This window comes from Marinobacter segnicrescens (assembly GCF_900111555.1).
Taxonomy (GTDB): Bacteria; Pseudomonadota; Gammaproteobacteria; order Pseudomonadales; family Oleiphilaceae; genus Marinobacter; species Marinobacter segnicrescens.
The window spans coordinates 20,763-35,860 of the sequence record NZ_FOHZ01000002.1 but is presented as its reverse complement, the minus strand read 5'-3'; the positions used below and the strand labels follow the sequence as shown (position 1 = coordinate 35,860).

Below are 15,098 nucleotides of genomic sequence, written 5' to 3'. Positions count from 1 at the left end.
GACGGCTCAGCTATGGGTTTTTTCGTCAGATTTCTCGGCGCTGGCGCTGTAGGCCTTGGACTCCTCACCTTTTTCAAGGGAGTCGGTCTTGTCTTTCTGGCCGTCGTCGTCATCGTTCATGGACTTCTTGAAGCCCCGGATGGCACCGCCAAGGTCAGTGCCGATGTTGCGCAGCTTCTTGGTTCCGAATAACAGAATCACAATGCCCAGAACAATCAGAAGTTGCCAGATACTAATACCCATCTCTCAGGACCCCTTTGGTTAACTTGCCTGACCTCAATTGTACGCCAATGGCGCAGGTATCCGAACACCCCCGAAGGAGTACTCCGGTTTTATGTTTCCCGGCTGGCTTTTTCTTCCAGTCCCGACAGATCGAAACGCCGACTCAATTCCGCAAGGATATCATCCGGTCCAAGTCCAAACCGTGACAGCATGACCAGTGTATGGAACCAGAGATCGGTGGTTTCGTAGACCAGGTCGTCGGTCTTGCCGGAGTGCTCGGCGTCCTTGGCGGCGATCAGGGTCTCGGTGCACTCCTCCCCCACCTTTTCCAGGATCTTGTTGAGCCCCTTGGCGTGGAGGCTGGCCACGTAGGAGCTGTCCGGGTCGGCAGCCTTGCGGGCTTCCAGTACCCGGCTGAGCTGTTCCAGTACGTCATTCATGGCTGTGGCCTCCTGTTCCGTAAATACTGTCCGGATCCTTTAGAACCGGGTCGGTGGCGACCCACTGGCCGTCTTCCAGCACCCGGTAGAAGCAGCTGCGGCGACCGGTATGACAGGCAATGCCGCCGCGTTGTTCCACTTTCAGCAGGATCACGTCCTCGTCGCAATCCAGGCGGATCTCCCGCACCCGCTGTTCATGGCCGGAGCTCTCGCCCTTGCGCCAGAGCTTGCCCCGCGAGCGGGACCAGTAGATGGCCTGTTGTTCCCGGGCGGTAAGTTCCAGTGACTCCCGGTTCATCCAGGCCATCATCAGGATATCGCCGGTGTCCGCATCCTGGGCAATCGCCGGCACCAGGCCGTCGTCGTTCCAGCGGATGGTATCAAGCCAGTCGGTGGCCGTTACGCTATTGGTTGAATCTTGCATTTTCATGACGTCTGTAAAAGTAAGTTTGCCGGTAACGGCTGCCTTCAGCGGCGGCCACCCCTGGCGACCAGCCAGGTTGCGCCTGCCACCATGACCCAGCCATACCAGGGCATGTCCTGTGCCATTGGCTCCAGTTGCCCGGTGGCGCCCAGCCAGGCACCGGCCACCAGCACGGCAGCGGCCATCAGCCGTCGCCAGCGTCGGTCATTGCGCCGTGCCCGGGCCTTCTCGGCGGCGCGGATTTCCTGGCGGATGGGCTGGCCGCTACCCGCGTTTCGCAGCTGTACCAGCGTGTCATGCACCAGTTGCGGCATCTCCGGTGACTGTTCCAGCCAGGAAGGCAGCCGTGACTGCAGGGTCTGGAACAGGCCGGTAGGGCCAATACGCTTGCGCATCCAGTTCTCGAGGAAGGGCTGCGCGGTACTCCACAGGTCCAGTTCCGGGTAGAGCTGGCGCCCCAGGCCCTCCACGTTCAGCAGGGTCTTCTGCAACAGTACCAGCTGTGGCTGAACCTCCATATTGAAGCGCCGGGCAGTCTGGAACAAGCGCAGCAGGAAGTGGCCGAAGGAAATGTCCTTCAATGGTCGCTCGAAAATGGGCTCGCACACGGTGCGGATGGCCGCTTCGAACTCGTTGACCCGGGTTTCCGGGGGCACCCAGCCGGACTGGATGTGCAGCTCTGCCACCTGGCGGTAGTCCCGGCGGAAGAAGGCAAGCAGGTTGCGGGCCAGGTAACTGAGGTCATCCGGCGCCAGGGTGCCGACAATACCGAAGTCGATGGCGATATAACGGGGGTCGGCGGGATTGCTGGCGTCTACGAAGATGTTGCCCGGGTGCATATCCGCGTGGAAGAAACTGTCCCTGAATACCTGGGTGAAAAAGATCTCCACACCTTTTTCAGCCAGTACTTTCATGTCTACCCCGGCGGCACGCAGGGCTTCCACGTCGGCAATGGGAATGCCGCTGATGCGTTCCATCACCAGGACCCGCTTGGTGGTGTGGTCCCAGTCGATGGTGGGAATGTAGATCAGCGGCGAACCCTCGAAGTTGCGGCGCAGCTGACTGGCGTTGGCGGCCTCCCGCTGCAGGTCCAGCTCGTCGTAGATGGTGGTCCTGTAATCCTCAACCACATCCACCGGGTGCAGGCGACGTCCTTCGGACCAGTACTTCTCAAGCAGCCGGGCCATCATGAACATCAGGGCCAGGTCCTGGTGGATCACCCGTTCGATACCGGGACGGATCACCTTGACCACTACCCGACGGCCGTCGGGCATGGTGGCAGCGTGGACCTGGGCGACCGAGGCCGAGGCCATGGGGTCGCGGGAAAACTCGGCGAACAGTACATCCACCGGTTGGCCCAGCGAGTCCTCGATGATGGCGCGGGCGGTGTCGCTGGAAAAGGGCGGTACGTTGTCCTGCAGTCGCCTCAGTGATTCCGCCATGTCGTCCGGCAGCAGGTCTCGGCGGGTGGAAAGAATCTGGCCAAACTTGACGAACACCGGTCCCAGTTCTTCCAGCGCCAGCCGCAGGCGGTCGCCCCGGTTGTGGCGGCCCTTCGGAAAGAGGTGCCAGGGCGCAAACAGGAAGAACAGTTTCAGTGGGCCGGGCAGTTCGGCGATGGGCAGGAAGGTGTCCAGCCGGTACTTGCAGAAAACCCAGGCGATGCGGAACAGGCGTTGCAGTCGGGTCACGGTGTCTCCGTTCCGGATGGATCAGGGTTGGGGTGGCGGGTCCCTTCTAGGCGCTGAATGCGGGCTTCCAGGCGCTCGGTGGCCAGGCTCAGCTGGTCGATGGCCTCGAAGGTGGGCTCCAGTTCCCGCCGGCCCGGCAGGGCGCCGGTTTCCTCGTGGATGTATTCCTCCACGCTGGCGCTGATCGAACCCATGGCCTGCCGGCTCCAGCGAACGCCGCTGCGAATCCGCTGGCCAATAAAGTGTGCCGGGATGTCGCCGGTGTAACCGGCCAGCGCGGCCTCCCAGTCCGGGTCCAGGTTCGCAAGTGCTTGCTGGAATTGCTGGGCAAGCCCGGTATCGCCCTCCACCGTCAGCCGGCCATCATGGATGGCTTCGTCATCACCCAGTGCGAGGGCGGCGAGCGCCAGCGGTCGGCCAGCAATGACCAGCGCCGGATCATCCGGCAGAAGGCCTGAGACCGTGACGCCACGGCTGGTACCCTGCAGGCAGAGGGCCATGTTCACCGGTTCACTGACCTGGAAACAGACCGGTCCGGCCAGCGCCCGGAGCAGGTCGCGGCGGCCCGCCGGATCCAGCTCCAGGGCCCGGTTCAGGGCCAGTTCCAGCGTGCCGGTGATGGCCGCGTGCAGGGTGGGAATCCGTGACATCAGGGCTTGGTTCCCACGTGCAGTGCCACGATGCCGCCGGTCATGTTGTAGTAGCGGCAATTGACCAGCCCGGCATCTTCCATCATGCCCTTGAGGGTCTCCTGGTCCGGGTGCATGCGGATGGACTCCGCAAGGTAACGGTAGCTCTCGGAATCGCCGGCAAACAGCTGGCCCATCAGCGGCAGGGCACTGAAGGAATAGGTGTCATAGGCCTTGCTGAGCAGTGGGTTGGTCGGTTTGGAGAACTCCAGTACCATCACCTTGCCGCCGGGTTTGAGTACCCGGGCCATGTCCCGCAGCGCCTGGTCCTTGTCGGTGACATTGCGCAGGCCGAAGGCGATGCTCACTACGTTGAAGGTGTTGTCCGGGAAGGGCAGGTGTTCAGCGTCCGCCTGGACGTACTCGATATTGGCGGCGTAGCCGCGGTCGGTGAGCCGGTCCCGGCCGACCTGGAGCATGGACGCGTTGATGTCTGCCAGCACCACCCTGCCGGAGGGACCCACCAGGTCGGAGAACTTCATGGTCAGGTCGCCGGTACCTCCGGCGATATCCAGCACCTGCTGGCCGGGCCGAACACCGCTGAGCTCAATGGTAAATCGCTTCCACAGCCGGTGGATGCCCATGGACATCAGGTCGTTCATCAGGTCGTACTTGCCCGCGACCGAGTGGAACACATCAGCCACCTGGCTGGCCTTCTGGCTCTTCGGCACCTGTCGGAAACCGAAATGGGTGGTCTCGTCCTGCGCGCCGTTATCCCGGGTGGGATTGTCCTGGGCGGGGGCTGACTGCTGTTCGCTCATGGGGGCATCCTGTGAAATCGGGCCGTTGGTAGCCTGCTCCCACGCCGCTGCCTGCGGCCGGGAGGGAGTCTTACGGGCCCCTATTCTAGGGAACCTCTGGGCAAGTCTAAAGTTTTTTGGCCGCCAATGGGCGAACCGGTACTGGCCTGCAGCCGCCGGGGGCCATAAACTTGGGCCAAATCAACTTCCGGAGGTTTTCCTGCCATGTCATCCATTGATGTTCGCCGTGCCCATTCCCTGGACCAGGCCCATGCCCGCGAAGCGGCAGAAACCCTGGCCCAGGACCTGTCCCGCAAGTTCGACGTAGACTACGAATGGGACGGAGACCTGATGCGCTTTCGCCGCTCCGGCGTCAAGGGACACCTGGATATCTCACCCAGCGAGCTGCATGTACACCTGGAGCTTGGCATGATGCTGCGACCGTTCAAGGGGCGTATCGAGGAGGAAATCCATAACCAGCTGGATACCATTATCGGTTGAGTCAGTTAGCGGAGAGGCTGGTGGTGCCGCTGCAAACCGGGTCACCCGGGGCCGGAATCAGTGAGCGGTCATCCAGGGTAATGAAGTGACTCGGGGACGACGTCTCCAGGATGGTCATGGTCTCGCAGGCCCGGGCGCTTGCCAGCATGGCGCCTTTGTCGAGGATGCGGTCGGTTCCCGGGATCAGGAAGCAGCCATGGCTCACGTGGCGGTAGATGTCCGTGGAGGTCTGTTCCATCCAGGCCATGACATCCTCCAGGTTGCGGACGATGGTGAGCTGGTCACGGGTGGCGGAGAACAGCTTGCCCAGCAGGGTTTTCTTGCGGGGGGTCATGCGCCCGAAGAAGGTCTGGCCGTAGACCGACGACGGCGCGCTGTTGATCAGCCGGATCAGCCAGGGCCACATGCCGTGGCTCACCGGTTCCAGCATCATGGTGACCATTGCATGGGGCCGGCCCTGGGGCAGCGCCGGTGCCTCCAGCAGCAATTCCACGTTCCTGAACAGCTCGGGCCGCCGGCTGGCTGCTTCCAGCACAACGGCGCCGCCCCGGGAGTGGCCGTGAACCCGAACATGCTGTGACGTCGGCAGGTTTTCCAGGGCCAGGATGAGCAGCTCGGCATCATAGGCAATGGTGCCTTCCAGTTCGTCGATTGCGCAGGGCCAGGGTGCTTCTTCCGGCGTCACCCCGTTGACGGGGATGTGGTAATTGCTGCAGGTCAGCAGGATCAGTTCGGTGGTCGGGGCGTCGTAGGCCTGGGTGAAATAGCAGTGGTTCTCCAGGTAGCCATGCACGCCGATCACCGTATGGGTGGTCTCGCCGCTGTGATTGCGCACAGAAACAGCACCCTTGCCGATCAGGTAGACCTTCCCCGAGAACATCTCGGAGTAGGCGATTTCGATGGGCTTGATCAGCTTACGAACATGGCTTGCCTTCATGGTAGTTACCTCCGGGGCATGGAAAGCGCCCCTTGACCGAGTATACGACCGGATGGCGGTCCGTGTGCAATGCCCGTGCGCCTTGTTAATGTCCGGAACGGGGAAAGCCTGTCTTTCCCGGCCTCCAACCTGTCGGTATGGTCACTGAGGCGCTTCGCTTGGAGAGTGGAGCAGATTTCCTGCCTCTGTCACAATGCCAGATGCCGAAATGTCAGATCTCCATCACACCGATCCAGACCGCCAGGGCCGAACACTTTGAGTGACGCTGCCAACGACAGGGAACCGCTGCGATTGCTGCCGATGGACGCGGCATGGCTGAACCTCGAGAGTCCCCAGAATCCGTTGACCATAACCGTGTTGATGCGGGTGCCCGGCCTGACCCAGTCTGGGCTCCGGGCCTTTTTGCAGCGCTACTGGCTACCCTGGGAACGTTTCCGCATGCGCCCGGTTCAGCACCGTTGCGGCTGGTGCTGGGAAAGGGACCGCCGCTTTGACCTGGCCAACCACCTGTTCCATGTGCCTGAGCCCATGGGAAAGGCGCGCCTGCAGGAGTGGGTGTCTGCCCGGCTCAACCAGCCCCTTGGCCGGGATCGCCCGCGCTGGGGCTTCTGGCTGGTGCCCAACGCCGAAGGCGGAGCGGCACTGCTGTTCCGCATTCATCATTGTTATGGCGACGGTATGTCGCTACTGGACGTATTCGACAGCATTTGTACCCGCTCACCGGAAGAGTACCCGCAAAGTTATGGTAACCGTGAGGGCTCCACCGCCCGTCGCTGGCCCGAAGTCATGCAGGCCTGCCGGGAGGCCTTTGCTGCTGGTTTGCAGGGAGGGCGATCACAGGAGGGAAGCGTGCCGCCGGGGCAGGCGCGTTCCGGAACTGGCTCGAAAGTGGATGAACCGGTCGGGGGCGTAACGCCGACGGATGACATTCCGGAGCACCAGCCAGGTACCCTGGAGCAGGGGCTGATGACCAGCCTGCGGGCCATCAACGAGATGACCGGCATGGTCACTGAACCGGAAGATACACCCTCGAATCTCAAACGTTCCCTGCTCGGGCGCCGCCATTGCCGCTGGTCGGGCCCGGTACCATTGCGCAGTTTCCTGAGCCTGGCCCGGCGTTCCGGCTGTAGCATCAATGATGTGCTGCTCAGCTGCGTGGCCGCTGCCATGCGTGATGCCATGGGTGTTTCCGGCAGTGCCCTTAATCAGTCGGTAGTGCACGCGGCGGTGCCGGTGGATATACGCCGGGCGTTGCCTGAGGCGCTGCGCCCGGTCAGGCACATGCCCGGTAATTTCTTTGGCACCATCTTCGTGCCCATGCCAGTAGACGGCGGCTTCGCCCTGGAGCGCCTCTGGCGGATCAAGCATGAAACCCGTCGCCTCAAGCGCAGCTGGCAACCGCTGATGGCCTGGGGCGTCAGTGGCTTGGCATCGTTGCTGCCAGCATCGTTGCGTCAGCCCATTTCCGACCTGTTCTTTCGTAAGGCCAGCGCCGTTGTTTCCAACGTGCCCGGTACCCGTGAGCCCCGTTACCTGGCCGGCCACCAGATCACCGAACAGATGTTCTGGGTGCCCCAGGCCGGTGACATCGGCCTGGGGGTGAGCATCGTCAGCTACGCCGGTAACGTGCAGTTTGGTGTGGTGGCCGATGAAGCCATCGTGCCCGATCCGGACCGCTTCCTGACCCGGTGCGTCAGGGAACTGGACGAGCTGGGGGATGCTCTGCTGTAATTCGAAGATACCCATAAGAACAAAACAGGCATTTCCATGCATGCCACCGCTTTCGCCAGGCCCCGCACCGACGGTGCGCCCGTGGTCACCGCCAGTACCTCTGCACGTGACCCGGTGATCGCCGTTGCCGAGCTGAAACAGGCCCTGCAGTCGCCCACGCTGGGGGCTGTCCTCTTTTTCTGTTCCGCAGAATATGACCTGAACCGACTGGCCGAAGCCATGGCCGATGGATTTCAGGGTATTACCCTGTCTGGCTGCACGTCCGCCGGTGAGATCACGCCCCGGGGATACGAGCGGGGATCCATCGCGGCGATCGGGTTTGACCGTCGCTGGTTCTCGGTGCAGGCCGCGCTGATTGAAGGGCTGGAAGACTTTGACCTGCCCCGTGCCCAGCACCTTGTGGATGACCTGCTCCATCGTTGCCGGCAGTCAGACCTGGCGCCGGTGCGGGATAACACCTTTGCGGTGACCTTGCTGGATGGCCTTTCCAGCCGGGAGGAGCTGGTACTCTCGTCCCTTAACGCGGCACTTGGGGCAATCCCCCAGTTCGGTGGTTCCGCCGGCGACGATGAGCGCCTCGCCAATACCCACGTGTTCCATGACGGTCGCTTCCATACCTCGGCCGCTACCGTGCTGCTGGTGAATACCCCGCTCAGCTTCCAGGTGTTCACCACTCATCACCTTGCCCCGACGGATCGCAAGCTGGTGGTGACGGCGGCGAACTGCCAGACCCGCACCGTGCATGAGCTGAACGCCGAGCCTGCGGCGGTCGCCTATGCCCGGGCCGTGGGTGTGTCACCGGACCAGCTGTGCCGGGAGGTATTCGCCCTCAAACCCATGGCAGTTCGCATCGGCGAACATTACTTCGCACGCTCGGTGCAACGGGTTAACGAAGACCAGAGCCTCACCTTCTATTGTGCGGTGGAAACCGGCATCGTGCTCACGCCCATGACGCCGGGCTCGCTGCGGGACGACCTGCGTCAGCGACTGGAAGAGGCCGAGGCGACGGTAGGCAAGCCCATGGTGACCATCGGCTGCGACTGTTTCCTGCGTCGACTCGAGGCAGAACAGGCCGGTGAGGTGGCCCGGATATCCGACTTCCTTGAGCAGCACAGGGTATTGGGTTTCAGCACCTACGGTGAGCAGTTTGATGGTGTACACCTGAATCAGACCTTCACCGGTGTGGTCATCGGTCAGCCATGATGCAGCCTGACGTTGCCCGCGATAGCCCCCATGATAACCGCATCCGCGAGCTGGAGGCGGAAAACGCCCGCCTGCGCAAGATTCGTGATTCGCTGATCGCTCATGTGGAATCCGGCACTGGCCGGACGCCGGACCCTTACGCCGTATTCGAGCATTCAGTGATGCTGGCAGAGCAGGTGCGGGAGCGTACCGAAGCCCTCAACCAGCTGATGGATGACCTGCGGGAAAGCAACAGCGCCCTGGAGCAGGCCCGGGCCGAGGCGGAGCAGGCGAACCATTCCAAGTCCCGCTTCCTGGCGGCTGTCAGCCATGACCTGCTGCAGCCGCTCAATGCCGCCCGCCTGTTCACCGGCGCCCTGGAGGAACAGGGCCTGGAAGGCACAGCGGCCAGCCTGGTGCGCTCGCTGGGGTCGTCGCTGGAAGCGGTGGATCACCTTCTGGGGACCCTGGTGGACATCTCCCGGCTCGATGCGGGGGTCATCGAGCCTGATCCGTCCAGCTTTGACCTTGCCGACCTGCTGGATGGCCTGGCCCAGGAGTTCAGCCAGCTGGCGGCGGACAAGGGGCTGGCCTTCCGTTATGTGGCCACGAAAGGCCGGGTGTGGACGGATTCCCGCTTGCTGGCCCGGGTACTGCGCAATTTTTTCAGCAATGCGCTGCGTTATACCGACGCTGGCGGCATCCTGATGGGGTGTCGGCGTCGGGACCGGCAGCTGGAAATACAGGTTTGGGATACCGGGCCGGGCATCGAGGCCCACCAGCTGGCGGACATTTTCCAGGAGTTTCGACGGGCCCGGCCCGGTGATGCCCCGCCGGATGCTGGCCTGGGTCTGGGGCTGGCCATTGTGGACCGTATCGCCACCCTGCTTGACCATCCGGTGACCGTGGCATCCCGTCCCGGAAAGGGCTCCCGCTTCGCCATCGCTGTGCCACTGGTATCGGCAGACTGAGCCGGCCCGGCGACTAATCGGTCCTCCGGGACTTGCGGTTCTCCAGCCACTCGCCGGCCGCCAGTATGGCCTGAACCCGGTTATTCACCCCCAGCTTGCCAAGAATCGCCGAGACATGGGTTTTTACCGTGGTTTCAGTGATGTTCAGGGCCCAGGCAATCTGCTTGTTGCTTTCGCCCATGGCCATCCGCTCCAGCACCCGCAGCTGCCGCTCCGTCAGGCGGTTCAGGGCCTCTTCGGAAATCTGCGGTGTATTGCGGGATGGGGAATCGCCTGACGAACTCCCACGGACAATGTCTGGAGGCAGGTAGATGTTGCCTTCGAGTACCTGTCTGAGGGCCTGTCGCATTCGCTCCCGCGGCGCAGACTTGGTAATAAAGCCCATGGCGCCGGCATTGATGGCCTGCAGGATCAGCTGCTTGTCTTCTTCGGCGGAGATGATCACGACCGGGGCGTCGGGCGCTGCGGCGCTCACCTCGGCCAGTCCTTCCAGTCCGTGCACACCGGGCAGGTTTAGGTCCAGCAGCACCAGGTCAGGCACCGGTCCCTCGGCAAGGCGCTGAAGGGCCATGGGCAGGGTGCTGGCCTCGCCCAGCTGTGCGCCGGGGAGTTCCGTGGTGATGACCAGTGCCATGGCCTCCCGGAACAGGGGATGGTCATCCACAATGAGGATGTTCGGTGACGGGTTCATCAAAGAGAGCCCTTTCCAGTCGTTTTTATCGTTATTGGCGCTGTCGGATCTCGGGCTTAACCGACCATTCACCGGAAGAATACCCTGAATCGCCGCGGGCTGGCAGTCCCGGGAGTGTCTGTACCAAGGATCTACGACCAAAGAAGGAGACCAGGCAAGGCGAAGGCACCATACACGGACGCCCGCGCACGGACTATGGTGATTGCTGGCATATCAAACCACAACAACAAGGTGACAGCCATGATCTACGCACAACCCGGCAAGGACGGCTCTGTCGTCTCTTACAAGCAGCAGTACGAAAACTACATTGGCGGTGAATGGGTCGCCCCGGTCAAGGGCCAGTACTTCGACAACATTACCCCCGTCACTGGTGAGGCCTTCTGCCGCATTCCCCGCTCAACCGCCGAAGATATCGACCTGGCGCTGGACGCTGCCCACAAGGCCGCCCCGGCCTGGGGCAAGACCTCGGTGCAGGAGCGCTCCAACATCCTGCTCAAAATTGCCGACCGCATGGAGCAGAACCTGGAAAAACTGGCCGTGGCCGAGACCTGGGATAACGGCAAGGCGGTGCGCGAAACCCTGAACGCCGATATTCCCCTGGCGGTGGACCACTTCCGGTATTTCGCCGGCTGCATCCGCGCCCAGGAAGGACACCTGGGTGAGATTGACGCCAACACCGTGGCCTATCACTTCCACGAACCCCTGGGTGTGGTGGGGCAGATTATCCCCTGGAACTTCCCCCTGCTGATGGCTACCTGGAAACTGGCACCCTGCCTGGCCGCCGGTAACTGTACGGTGCTCAAGCCCGCCGAGCAGACCCCGGCGTCTATCCTGGTGCTGATGGAGTTGATCGGCGACCTGCTGCCGCCTGGGGTGCTGAACGTCGTCAATGGCTATGGTGCCGAAGCTGGCCAGGCGCTGGCGTCCAGTCAGCGGATCGCCAAGATCGCCTTCACCGGCTCCACACCGGTGGGTGCCCACATCATGAAGTGCGCCGCAGAGAACATCATTCCCTCCACTGTTGAGCTGGGCGGCAAGTCCCCGAACATCTACTTCTCCGACATCATGCAGGCAGAGCCGGACTTTATCGACAAGGCGGCGGAAGGCCTGGTGCTGGCGTTCTTTAACCAGGGCGAGGTGTGCACCTGTCCCTCCCGGGCCCTGATCCAGGAAGATATCTACGATGAGTTTATCGCCCGTGTAATCGACCGCACCAAAACCATCAAACGCGGCAACCCCCTGGATACCGACGTACAGGTCGGGGCGCAGGCCAGCAAGGAGCAGTTCGACAAGATCATGTCCTACCTGGCCATCGGCCGGGAAGAGGGTGCCCAGGTGCTGATCGGCGGTGACAGGGAAGACCTGGGTGTGGAGTTCAACAGCGGCTTCTACATCCAGCCCACCCTGCTCAAGGGCGAGAACAGCATGCGGGTGTTCCAGGAGGAAATCTTCGGCCCAGTAGTCGGTGTCACCACCTTCAAGGACGAAGCAGAAGCCCTGGCCATTGCCAATGATACCGAGTTCGGTCTCGGCGCCGGCGTCTGGACCCGCGACACCAACCGCGCCTATCGCATGGGGCGCGGCATCCAGGCAGGCCGGGTGTGGATGAACTGCTACCACGCCTATCCCGCCCATGCCGCCTTCGGCGGCTACAAGAAATCCGGTGTCGGCCGTGAAACCCACAAGATGGTGCTTGAGCATTACCAGCAAACCAAGAACATGCTGGTGAGCTACGACATCAACCCGCTGGGCTTTTTCTGACCGCCTGACAATTTGACGAACCACCTCGGGCAGGGCGCGATGGCTTGCCCGGTGGTACTCCCTTGGCCGACTGACCACGGCGTGAACGCACAGTGGTTGGTATCGGCCTTTTTTGTTTACCGGGTTGTGGTTGCCCTGACTGATCCCAATGACTAAAAGTATCCGTATGGACGGACAGCACATCATTGGAGGAGGCAAGGTATGAGCGACACCAGGATCGAAAAAGACAGTCTGGGTGAGGTCAGGGTGCCCACCAACGCACTTTGGGGCGCCCAGACCCAGAGGGCCGTCGACAATTTTCCGGTGAGCGGCCAACCGATGCCCGCAGGTTTCATCGACGCCGTGGTGCTGGTAAAGAAGGCGGCAGCTGAAGCCAACCATCGCCTGAACCTGCTGGATGGTGACCGTTTCGCGGCGATCACTTCCGCCTGCGACCGCGTGCTTCAGGGGGGCCTGGAGGACCAGTTCCCGGTAGACCGCTACCAGACGGGCTCCGGCACCAGCACCAACATGAACGTGAACGAGGTGCTGGCGCGCCTGGCCAGCACCGAACAGCTGGAGGTTAATCCCAACGACCACGTCAACATGAGCCAGAGCTCCAACGACGTGATCCCCACGGCAATCCATGTAAGTGCGGTGACCTCGCTGCAGGCATCCGTGCTGCCGGCGCTGACTCATTTGCAGGGTATTATCTACGAGCGGGAGAACCTGCTGCTCGGTCAGGTGAAGACCGGTCGCACCCACCTGATGGACGCCATGCCGGTCACCCTTGGCCAGGAACTGCGAACCTGGCGCGAGCAGCTCGAGGGTGTCGGGCGGCGCCTGGAGCAGAGCAGCGAGGAACTGCTGGCCATTCCGCAGGGCGGTACCGCCGTGGGTACAGGGGTGAACGCCGATACCCGTTTTGCCGGCGAGTTTGCCAAGGCCATGTACCAGCTCACCGGGTTCCGATTCCGCGAAATGGAACACAAGTTTGTGGGCCAGAGCGCTGTCGATGGTCCCGTGAATCTCTCGGCCCAGTTCCGGGGTATGGCCATCGTACTGATGAAAATTGCCAACGACTTGCGCTGGATGAACAGCGGCCCCATCCACGGTCTGGCAGAAATCAGCCTGCCGGCGCTGCAGCCGGGCAGCTCCATTATGCCTGGCAAGGTGAACCCGGTGATTCCCGAGTCTGTGGCCATGGCCTCGGCACAGGTCATGGGGCTGGACAGCGCCGTCGCCATTGCCGGGCAGTCCGGTAACTTCCAGTTGAATGTCATGCTGCCGCTGGTGGGGGCCAATCTGCTGGATATGGGGAGCCTGCTCGCCAACAGCGCCCGTTTGCTGGGTGATAAGGCAATCGCAGGTTTCACCGTCAACGAAGCGACGCTGGATGAGGCGGTGGGCCGAAATCCGGTGCTGGTCACCGCCCTCAATCCGGAAATCGGTTATGCAAAAGCTGCGGAAATCGCCAAGGAGGCCTACGCCAGTGGCCGCTCCATCATCGACGTGGCCGAGGAAAAAAGCGGCCTGAGTCGTGAGCGGCTCCAGCAACTGCTGGACCCGATAGCGTTAACCCGGGGCGGCATCGGCAACTGATACCGGAGATCGACCGATCCATGATCACAGTCTGGCTGCTGTTATTGCTGGTCCTTGCCAACGGCGCTCCGGTGGTGGCAGCCAGGCTGTTGCAACACCGCTTTTCGGCCCCGGTGGATGGTGGGCTGCGTCTGTGGGACGGTCAGCCGCTGCTGGGGCGAAGCAAGACCTGGCGAGGCCTGGTGGCCGGGTTGCTGTCCTGTACGGTGTTCGCGCCGGTGATGGGGTTGAGTGTTTCATTCGGGGTTGTGTTCGCAGCCCTGGCCCTGGGGGGCGACCTGCTCAGCAGTTTTATCAAGCGCCGTATGGCGTTGGAGCCCAGTGCCCGGGCGTCGGGGCTTGACCAGTTGCCGGAGTCGGTACTGCCGGTGGCTTACGCCTGGTGGCAGCTGGACTTTCCCCTTTGGCAGGCTATCGGCGTAGTGCTGCTGTTCGTCACCGCCAACATGGTGTTTTCCCCGTTGCTATACCAGCTTGGGATCCGCAAACAGCCCCATTGAAGACGGATACCACAGCCCTAATCCGGCCCCCGGACCAGGGTATGAATGGTGACTTCCGGCGGACAGTTCAGTCGCACATTGACCACTGAGGTACCGGCACCCGGAGAGGTATAGCCCTGCATACCATTATGGCGCCAGTAGCCACGCCCAAGGGCCCGGGGGCAGTCAGCATCCAGGGTTACGGGCAGGCCGCCGGGCAGGCAGATCTGGCCGCCGTGGGTGTGCCCGCACAGGAACAGGTCGTAGCCGGCATGGGCCGCTTCCCGCCAGATTTCCGGGGTATGGCTCAACAGCAGCGATACGGCACCTTCCGGAATGTCATCGCCCGCCCGTTGAAGGTTGTGCACCTTGTAATAGTGGGCGTCGTCGACACCCGCGATATAAAGCGCCTGGTCGCCCCGCTCGATGGCCTGGTGTTCGTTCAGCAAGAGCCGGTAGCCCATTTCTTCCAGTGCCGGCACCATACGAATGCTGTCATGGTTGCCCAGAACCGCCAGGGCATCGCCCCTGATGGCTTCGCGAAGCTGTGCCATACCTTCGAGTGCTGCATCCACCGGGCCCCAGGTCAGCTTCCTGTAATCTCCGGTCAATACACACAGGTCATACTCCAGGGGCTGTATCTGGCGGATCACCGCTTCCAGGTTGGCCGGGTCCATGTCCACATGGAGGTCTGTCAGGTGAAGGATGCGGAATCCGTCAAAGGCCTCTGGCAGGGAAGTGATGGGAAAGCGTTGCTCAACCGTTTGCAGACGCCTGCTGTTGCTCTGCCCCCGCTTCAGCAGGCCGGAGAGTTTCAGGCAGGTACGGATAAAACCGTGGGCGCTGTAGAGGTTTTCCAGGTGAAAGGAGCGATGGTCACGGCCGGTCACCCGCTGTTCGGATTCCCTTTCAATGCTCAGGCGCTGCCGGGCATGGACAGCCCCCAGTCTGAGGCTGAGCCGGTAGCGTAGCCAGTCGTCATCGTTGGGTACAGGAGCCTGTGCGGTCATTTCTTGGATCCGGAGCCATTGTTGTCATGGGCTACAAAACAGTATGGT

Annotated in this window: 16 protein-coding genes; 7 read left to right on the top strand and 9 right to left on the bottom strand. The window is 62.3% G+C overall.

Annotation, left to right across the window (positions count from 1 at the left end):
- Nucleotides 1-6 precede the first annotated feature (6 nt).
- From tatA to ubiE, 6 genes are all read right to left on the bottom strand, one after another.
- Nucleotides 7-243 (bottom strand): Sec-independent protein translocase subunit TatA, encoded by a 237-nt coding sequence (gene tatA, locus BM036_RS02890; RefSeq protein ID WP_091848733.1) that lies wholly within the window; start codon nucleotides 241-243, stop codon nucleotides 7-9.
- An 89-nt stretch (nucleotides 244-332) separates the two neighbouring features.
- On the bottom strand, nucleotides 333-662 hold the full coding sequence (locus tag BM036_RS02885) for a phosphoribosyl-ATP diphosphatase (protein ID WP_091848732.1): 330 nt from the start codon (nucleotides 660-662) through the stop codon (nucleotides 333-335).
- Nucleotides 655-1,086 carry a phosphoribosyl-AMP cyclohydrolase gene (hisI, locus tag BM036_RS02880; protein WP_091848973.1) on the bottom strand — a complete coding sequence of 144 codons (432 nt, stop codon included), beginning with the start codon at nucleotides 1,084-1,086 and terminating at the stop codon, nucleotides 655-657. The genes BM036_RS02885 and hisI overlap by 8 nt, the downstream gene beginning before the upstream one ends.
- A gap of 44 nt (nucleotides 1,087-1,130) precedes the next feature.
- Entirely contained in the window at nucleotides 1,131-2,777 is a 1,647-nt protein-coding gene (gene ubiB / locus BM036_RS02875) for a ubiquinone biosynthesis regulatory protein kinase UbiB (protein WP_091848731.1), read from the bottom strand.
- Entirely contained in the window at nucleotides 2,774-3,427 is a 654-nt protein-coding gene (locus BM036_RS02870) for a ubiquinone biosynthesis accessory factor UbiJ (protein WP_091848730.1), read from the bottom strand. The genes ubiB and BM036_RS02870 overlap by 4 nt, the downstream gene beginning before the upstream one ends.
- On the bottom strand, nucleotides 3,427-4,227 hold the full coding sequence (ubiE, locus tag BM036_RS02865; RefSeq protein WP_091848729.1) for a bifunctional demethylmenaquinone methyltransferase/2-methoxy-6-polyprenyl-1,4-benzoquinol methylase UbiE: 801 nt from the start codon (nucleotides 4,225-4,227) through the stop codon (nucleotides 3,427-3,429). The genes BM036_RS02870 and ubiE overlap by 1 nt, the downstream gene beginning before the upstream one ends.
- Before the next feature lie 204 nt (nucleotides 4,228-4,431).
- Between ubiE and BM036_RS02860 the strand changes: the two genes are divergently transcribed.
- Entirely contained in the window at nucleotides 4,432-4,707 is a 276-nt protein-coding gene (locus BM036_RS02860; protein WP_091848728.1) for a polyhydroxyalkanoic acid system family protein, read from the top strand.
- A gap of 1 nt (nucleotide 4,708) precedes the next feature.
- Here BM036_RS02860 and BM036_RS02855 read toward each other — a convergent pair whose 3' ends face one another.
- Entirely contained in the window at nucleotides 4,709-5,644 is a 936-nt protein-coding gene (locus BM036_RS02855; RefSeq protein WP_091848727.1) for an alpha/beta fold hydrolase, read from the bottom strand.
- A gap of 255 nt (nucleotides 5,645-5,899) precedes the next feature.
- On the opposite strand from BM036_RS02855, the gene BM036_RS02850 reads away from it, so the two are divergent.
- Genes BM036_RS02850 through BM036_RS02840 form a run of 3 tightly spaced genes read left to right on the top strand, consistent with a single transcriptional unit; the run spans nucleotide 5,900 to nucleotide 9,528 of the window.
- Nucleotides 5,900-7,375 (top strand): WSD1 family O-acyltransferase, encoded by a 1,476-nt coding sequence (locus tag BM036_RS02850; protein ID WP_245742438.1) that lies wholly within the window; start codon nucleotides 5,900-5,902, stop codon nucleotides 7,373-7,375.
- A gap of 36 nt (nucleotides 7,376-7,411) precedes the next feature.
- Entirely contained in the window at nucleotides 7,412-8,578 is a 1,167-nt protein-coding gene (gene nosP, locus BM036_RS02845) for a nitric oxide-sensing protein NosP (RefSeq protein WP_091848726.1), read from the top strand.
- Nucleotides 8,575-9,528 carry a sensor histidine kinase gene (locus BM036_RS02840; RefSeq protein ID WP_091848725.1) on the top strand — a complete coding sequence of 318 codons (954 nt, stop codon included), beginning with the start codon at nucleotides 8,575-8,577 and terminating at the stop codon, nucleotides 9,526-9,528. Before nosP ends, BM036_RS02840 begins: the two co-directional genes overlap by 4 nt.
- Nucleotides 9,529-9,541: 13 nt before the next feature.
- Here the strand turns inward: BM036_RS02840 and BM036_RS02835 are convergent, their stop codons facing one another.
- Nucleotides 9,542-10,219: a response regulator gene (locus tag BM036_RS02835; protein WP_091848724.1), complete on the bottom strand. Its 678-nt coding sequence runs from the start codon at nucleotides 10,217-10,219 to the stop codon at nucleotides 9,542-9,544.
- Nucleotides 10,220-10,459: 240 nt separating this feature from the next.
- Between BM036_RS02835 and exaC the strand changes: the two genes are divergently transcribed.
- The 3 genes from exaC (at nucleotide 10,460) to BM036_RS02820 (ending at nucleotide 14,061) form a co-directional block, all read left to right on the top strand.
- Nucleotides 10,460-11,980, top strand: coding sequence for an acetaldehyde dehydrogenase ExaC (gene exaC, locus BM036_RS02830; protein WP_091848971.1), 1,521 nt, complete (start codon nucleotides 10,460-10,462; stop codon nucleotides 11,978-11,980).
- Nucleotides 11,981-12,181: 201 nt separating this feature from the next.
- A complete protein-coding gene (locus BM036_RS02825; protein ID WP_091848723.1) occupies nucleotides 12,182-13,561 on the top strand; it encodes a class II fumarate hydratase in 1,380 nt (459 codons plus the stop codon).
- Between the two features lie 20 nt (nucleotides 13,562-13,581).
- Nucleotides 13,582-14,061, top strand: coding sequence for a CDP-archaeol synthase (locus tag BM036_RS02820; RefSeq protein WP_091848722.1), 480 nt, complete (start codon nucleotides 13,582-13,584; stop codon nucleotides 14,059-14,061).
- Nucleotides 14,062-14,078: 17 nt separating this feature from the next.
- Here the strand turns inward: BM036_RS02820 and BM036_RS02815 are convergent, their stop codons facing one another.
- Nucleotides 14,079-15,050, bottom strand: coding sequence for a metallophosphoesterase (locus BM036_RS02815; protein ID WP_091848721.1), 972 nt, complete (start codon nucleotides 15,048-15,050; stop codon nucleotides 14,079-14,081).
- Between the last annotated feature and the right edge of the window lie 48 nt (nucleotides 15,051-15,098).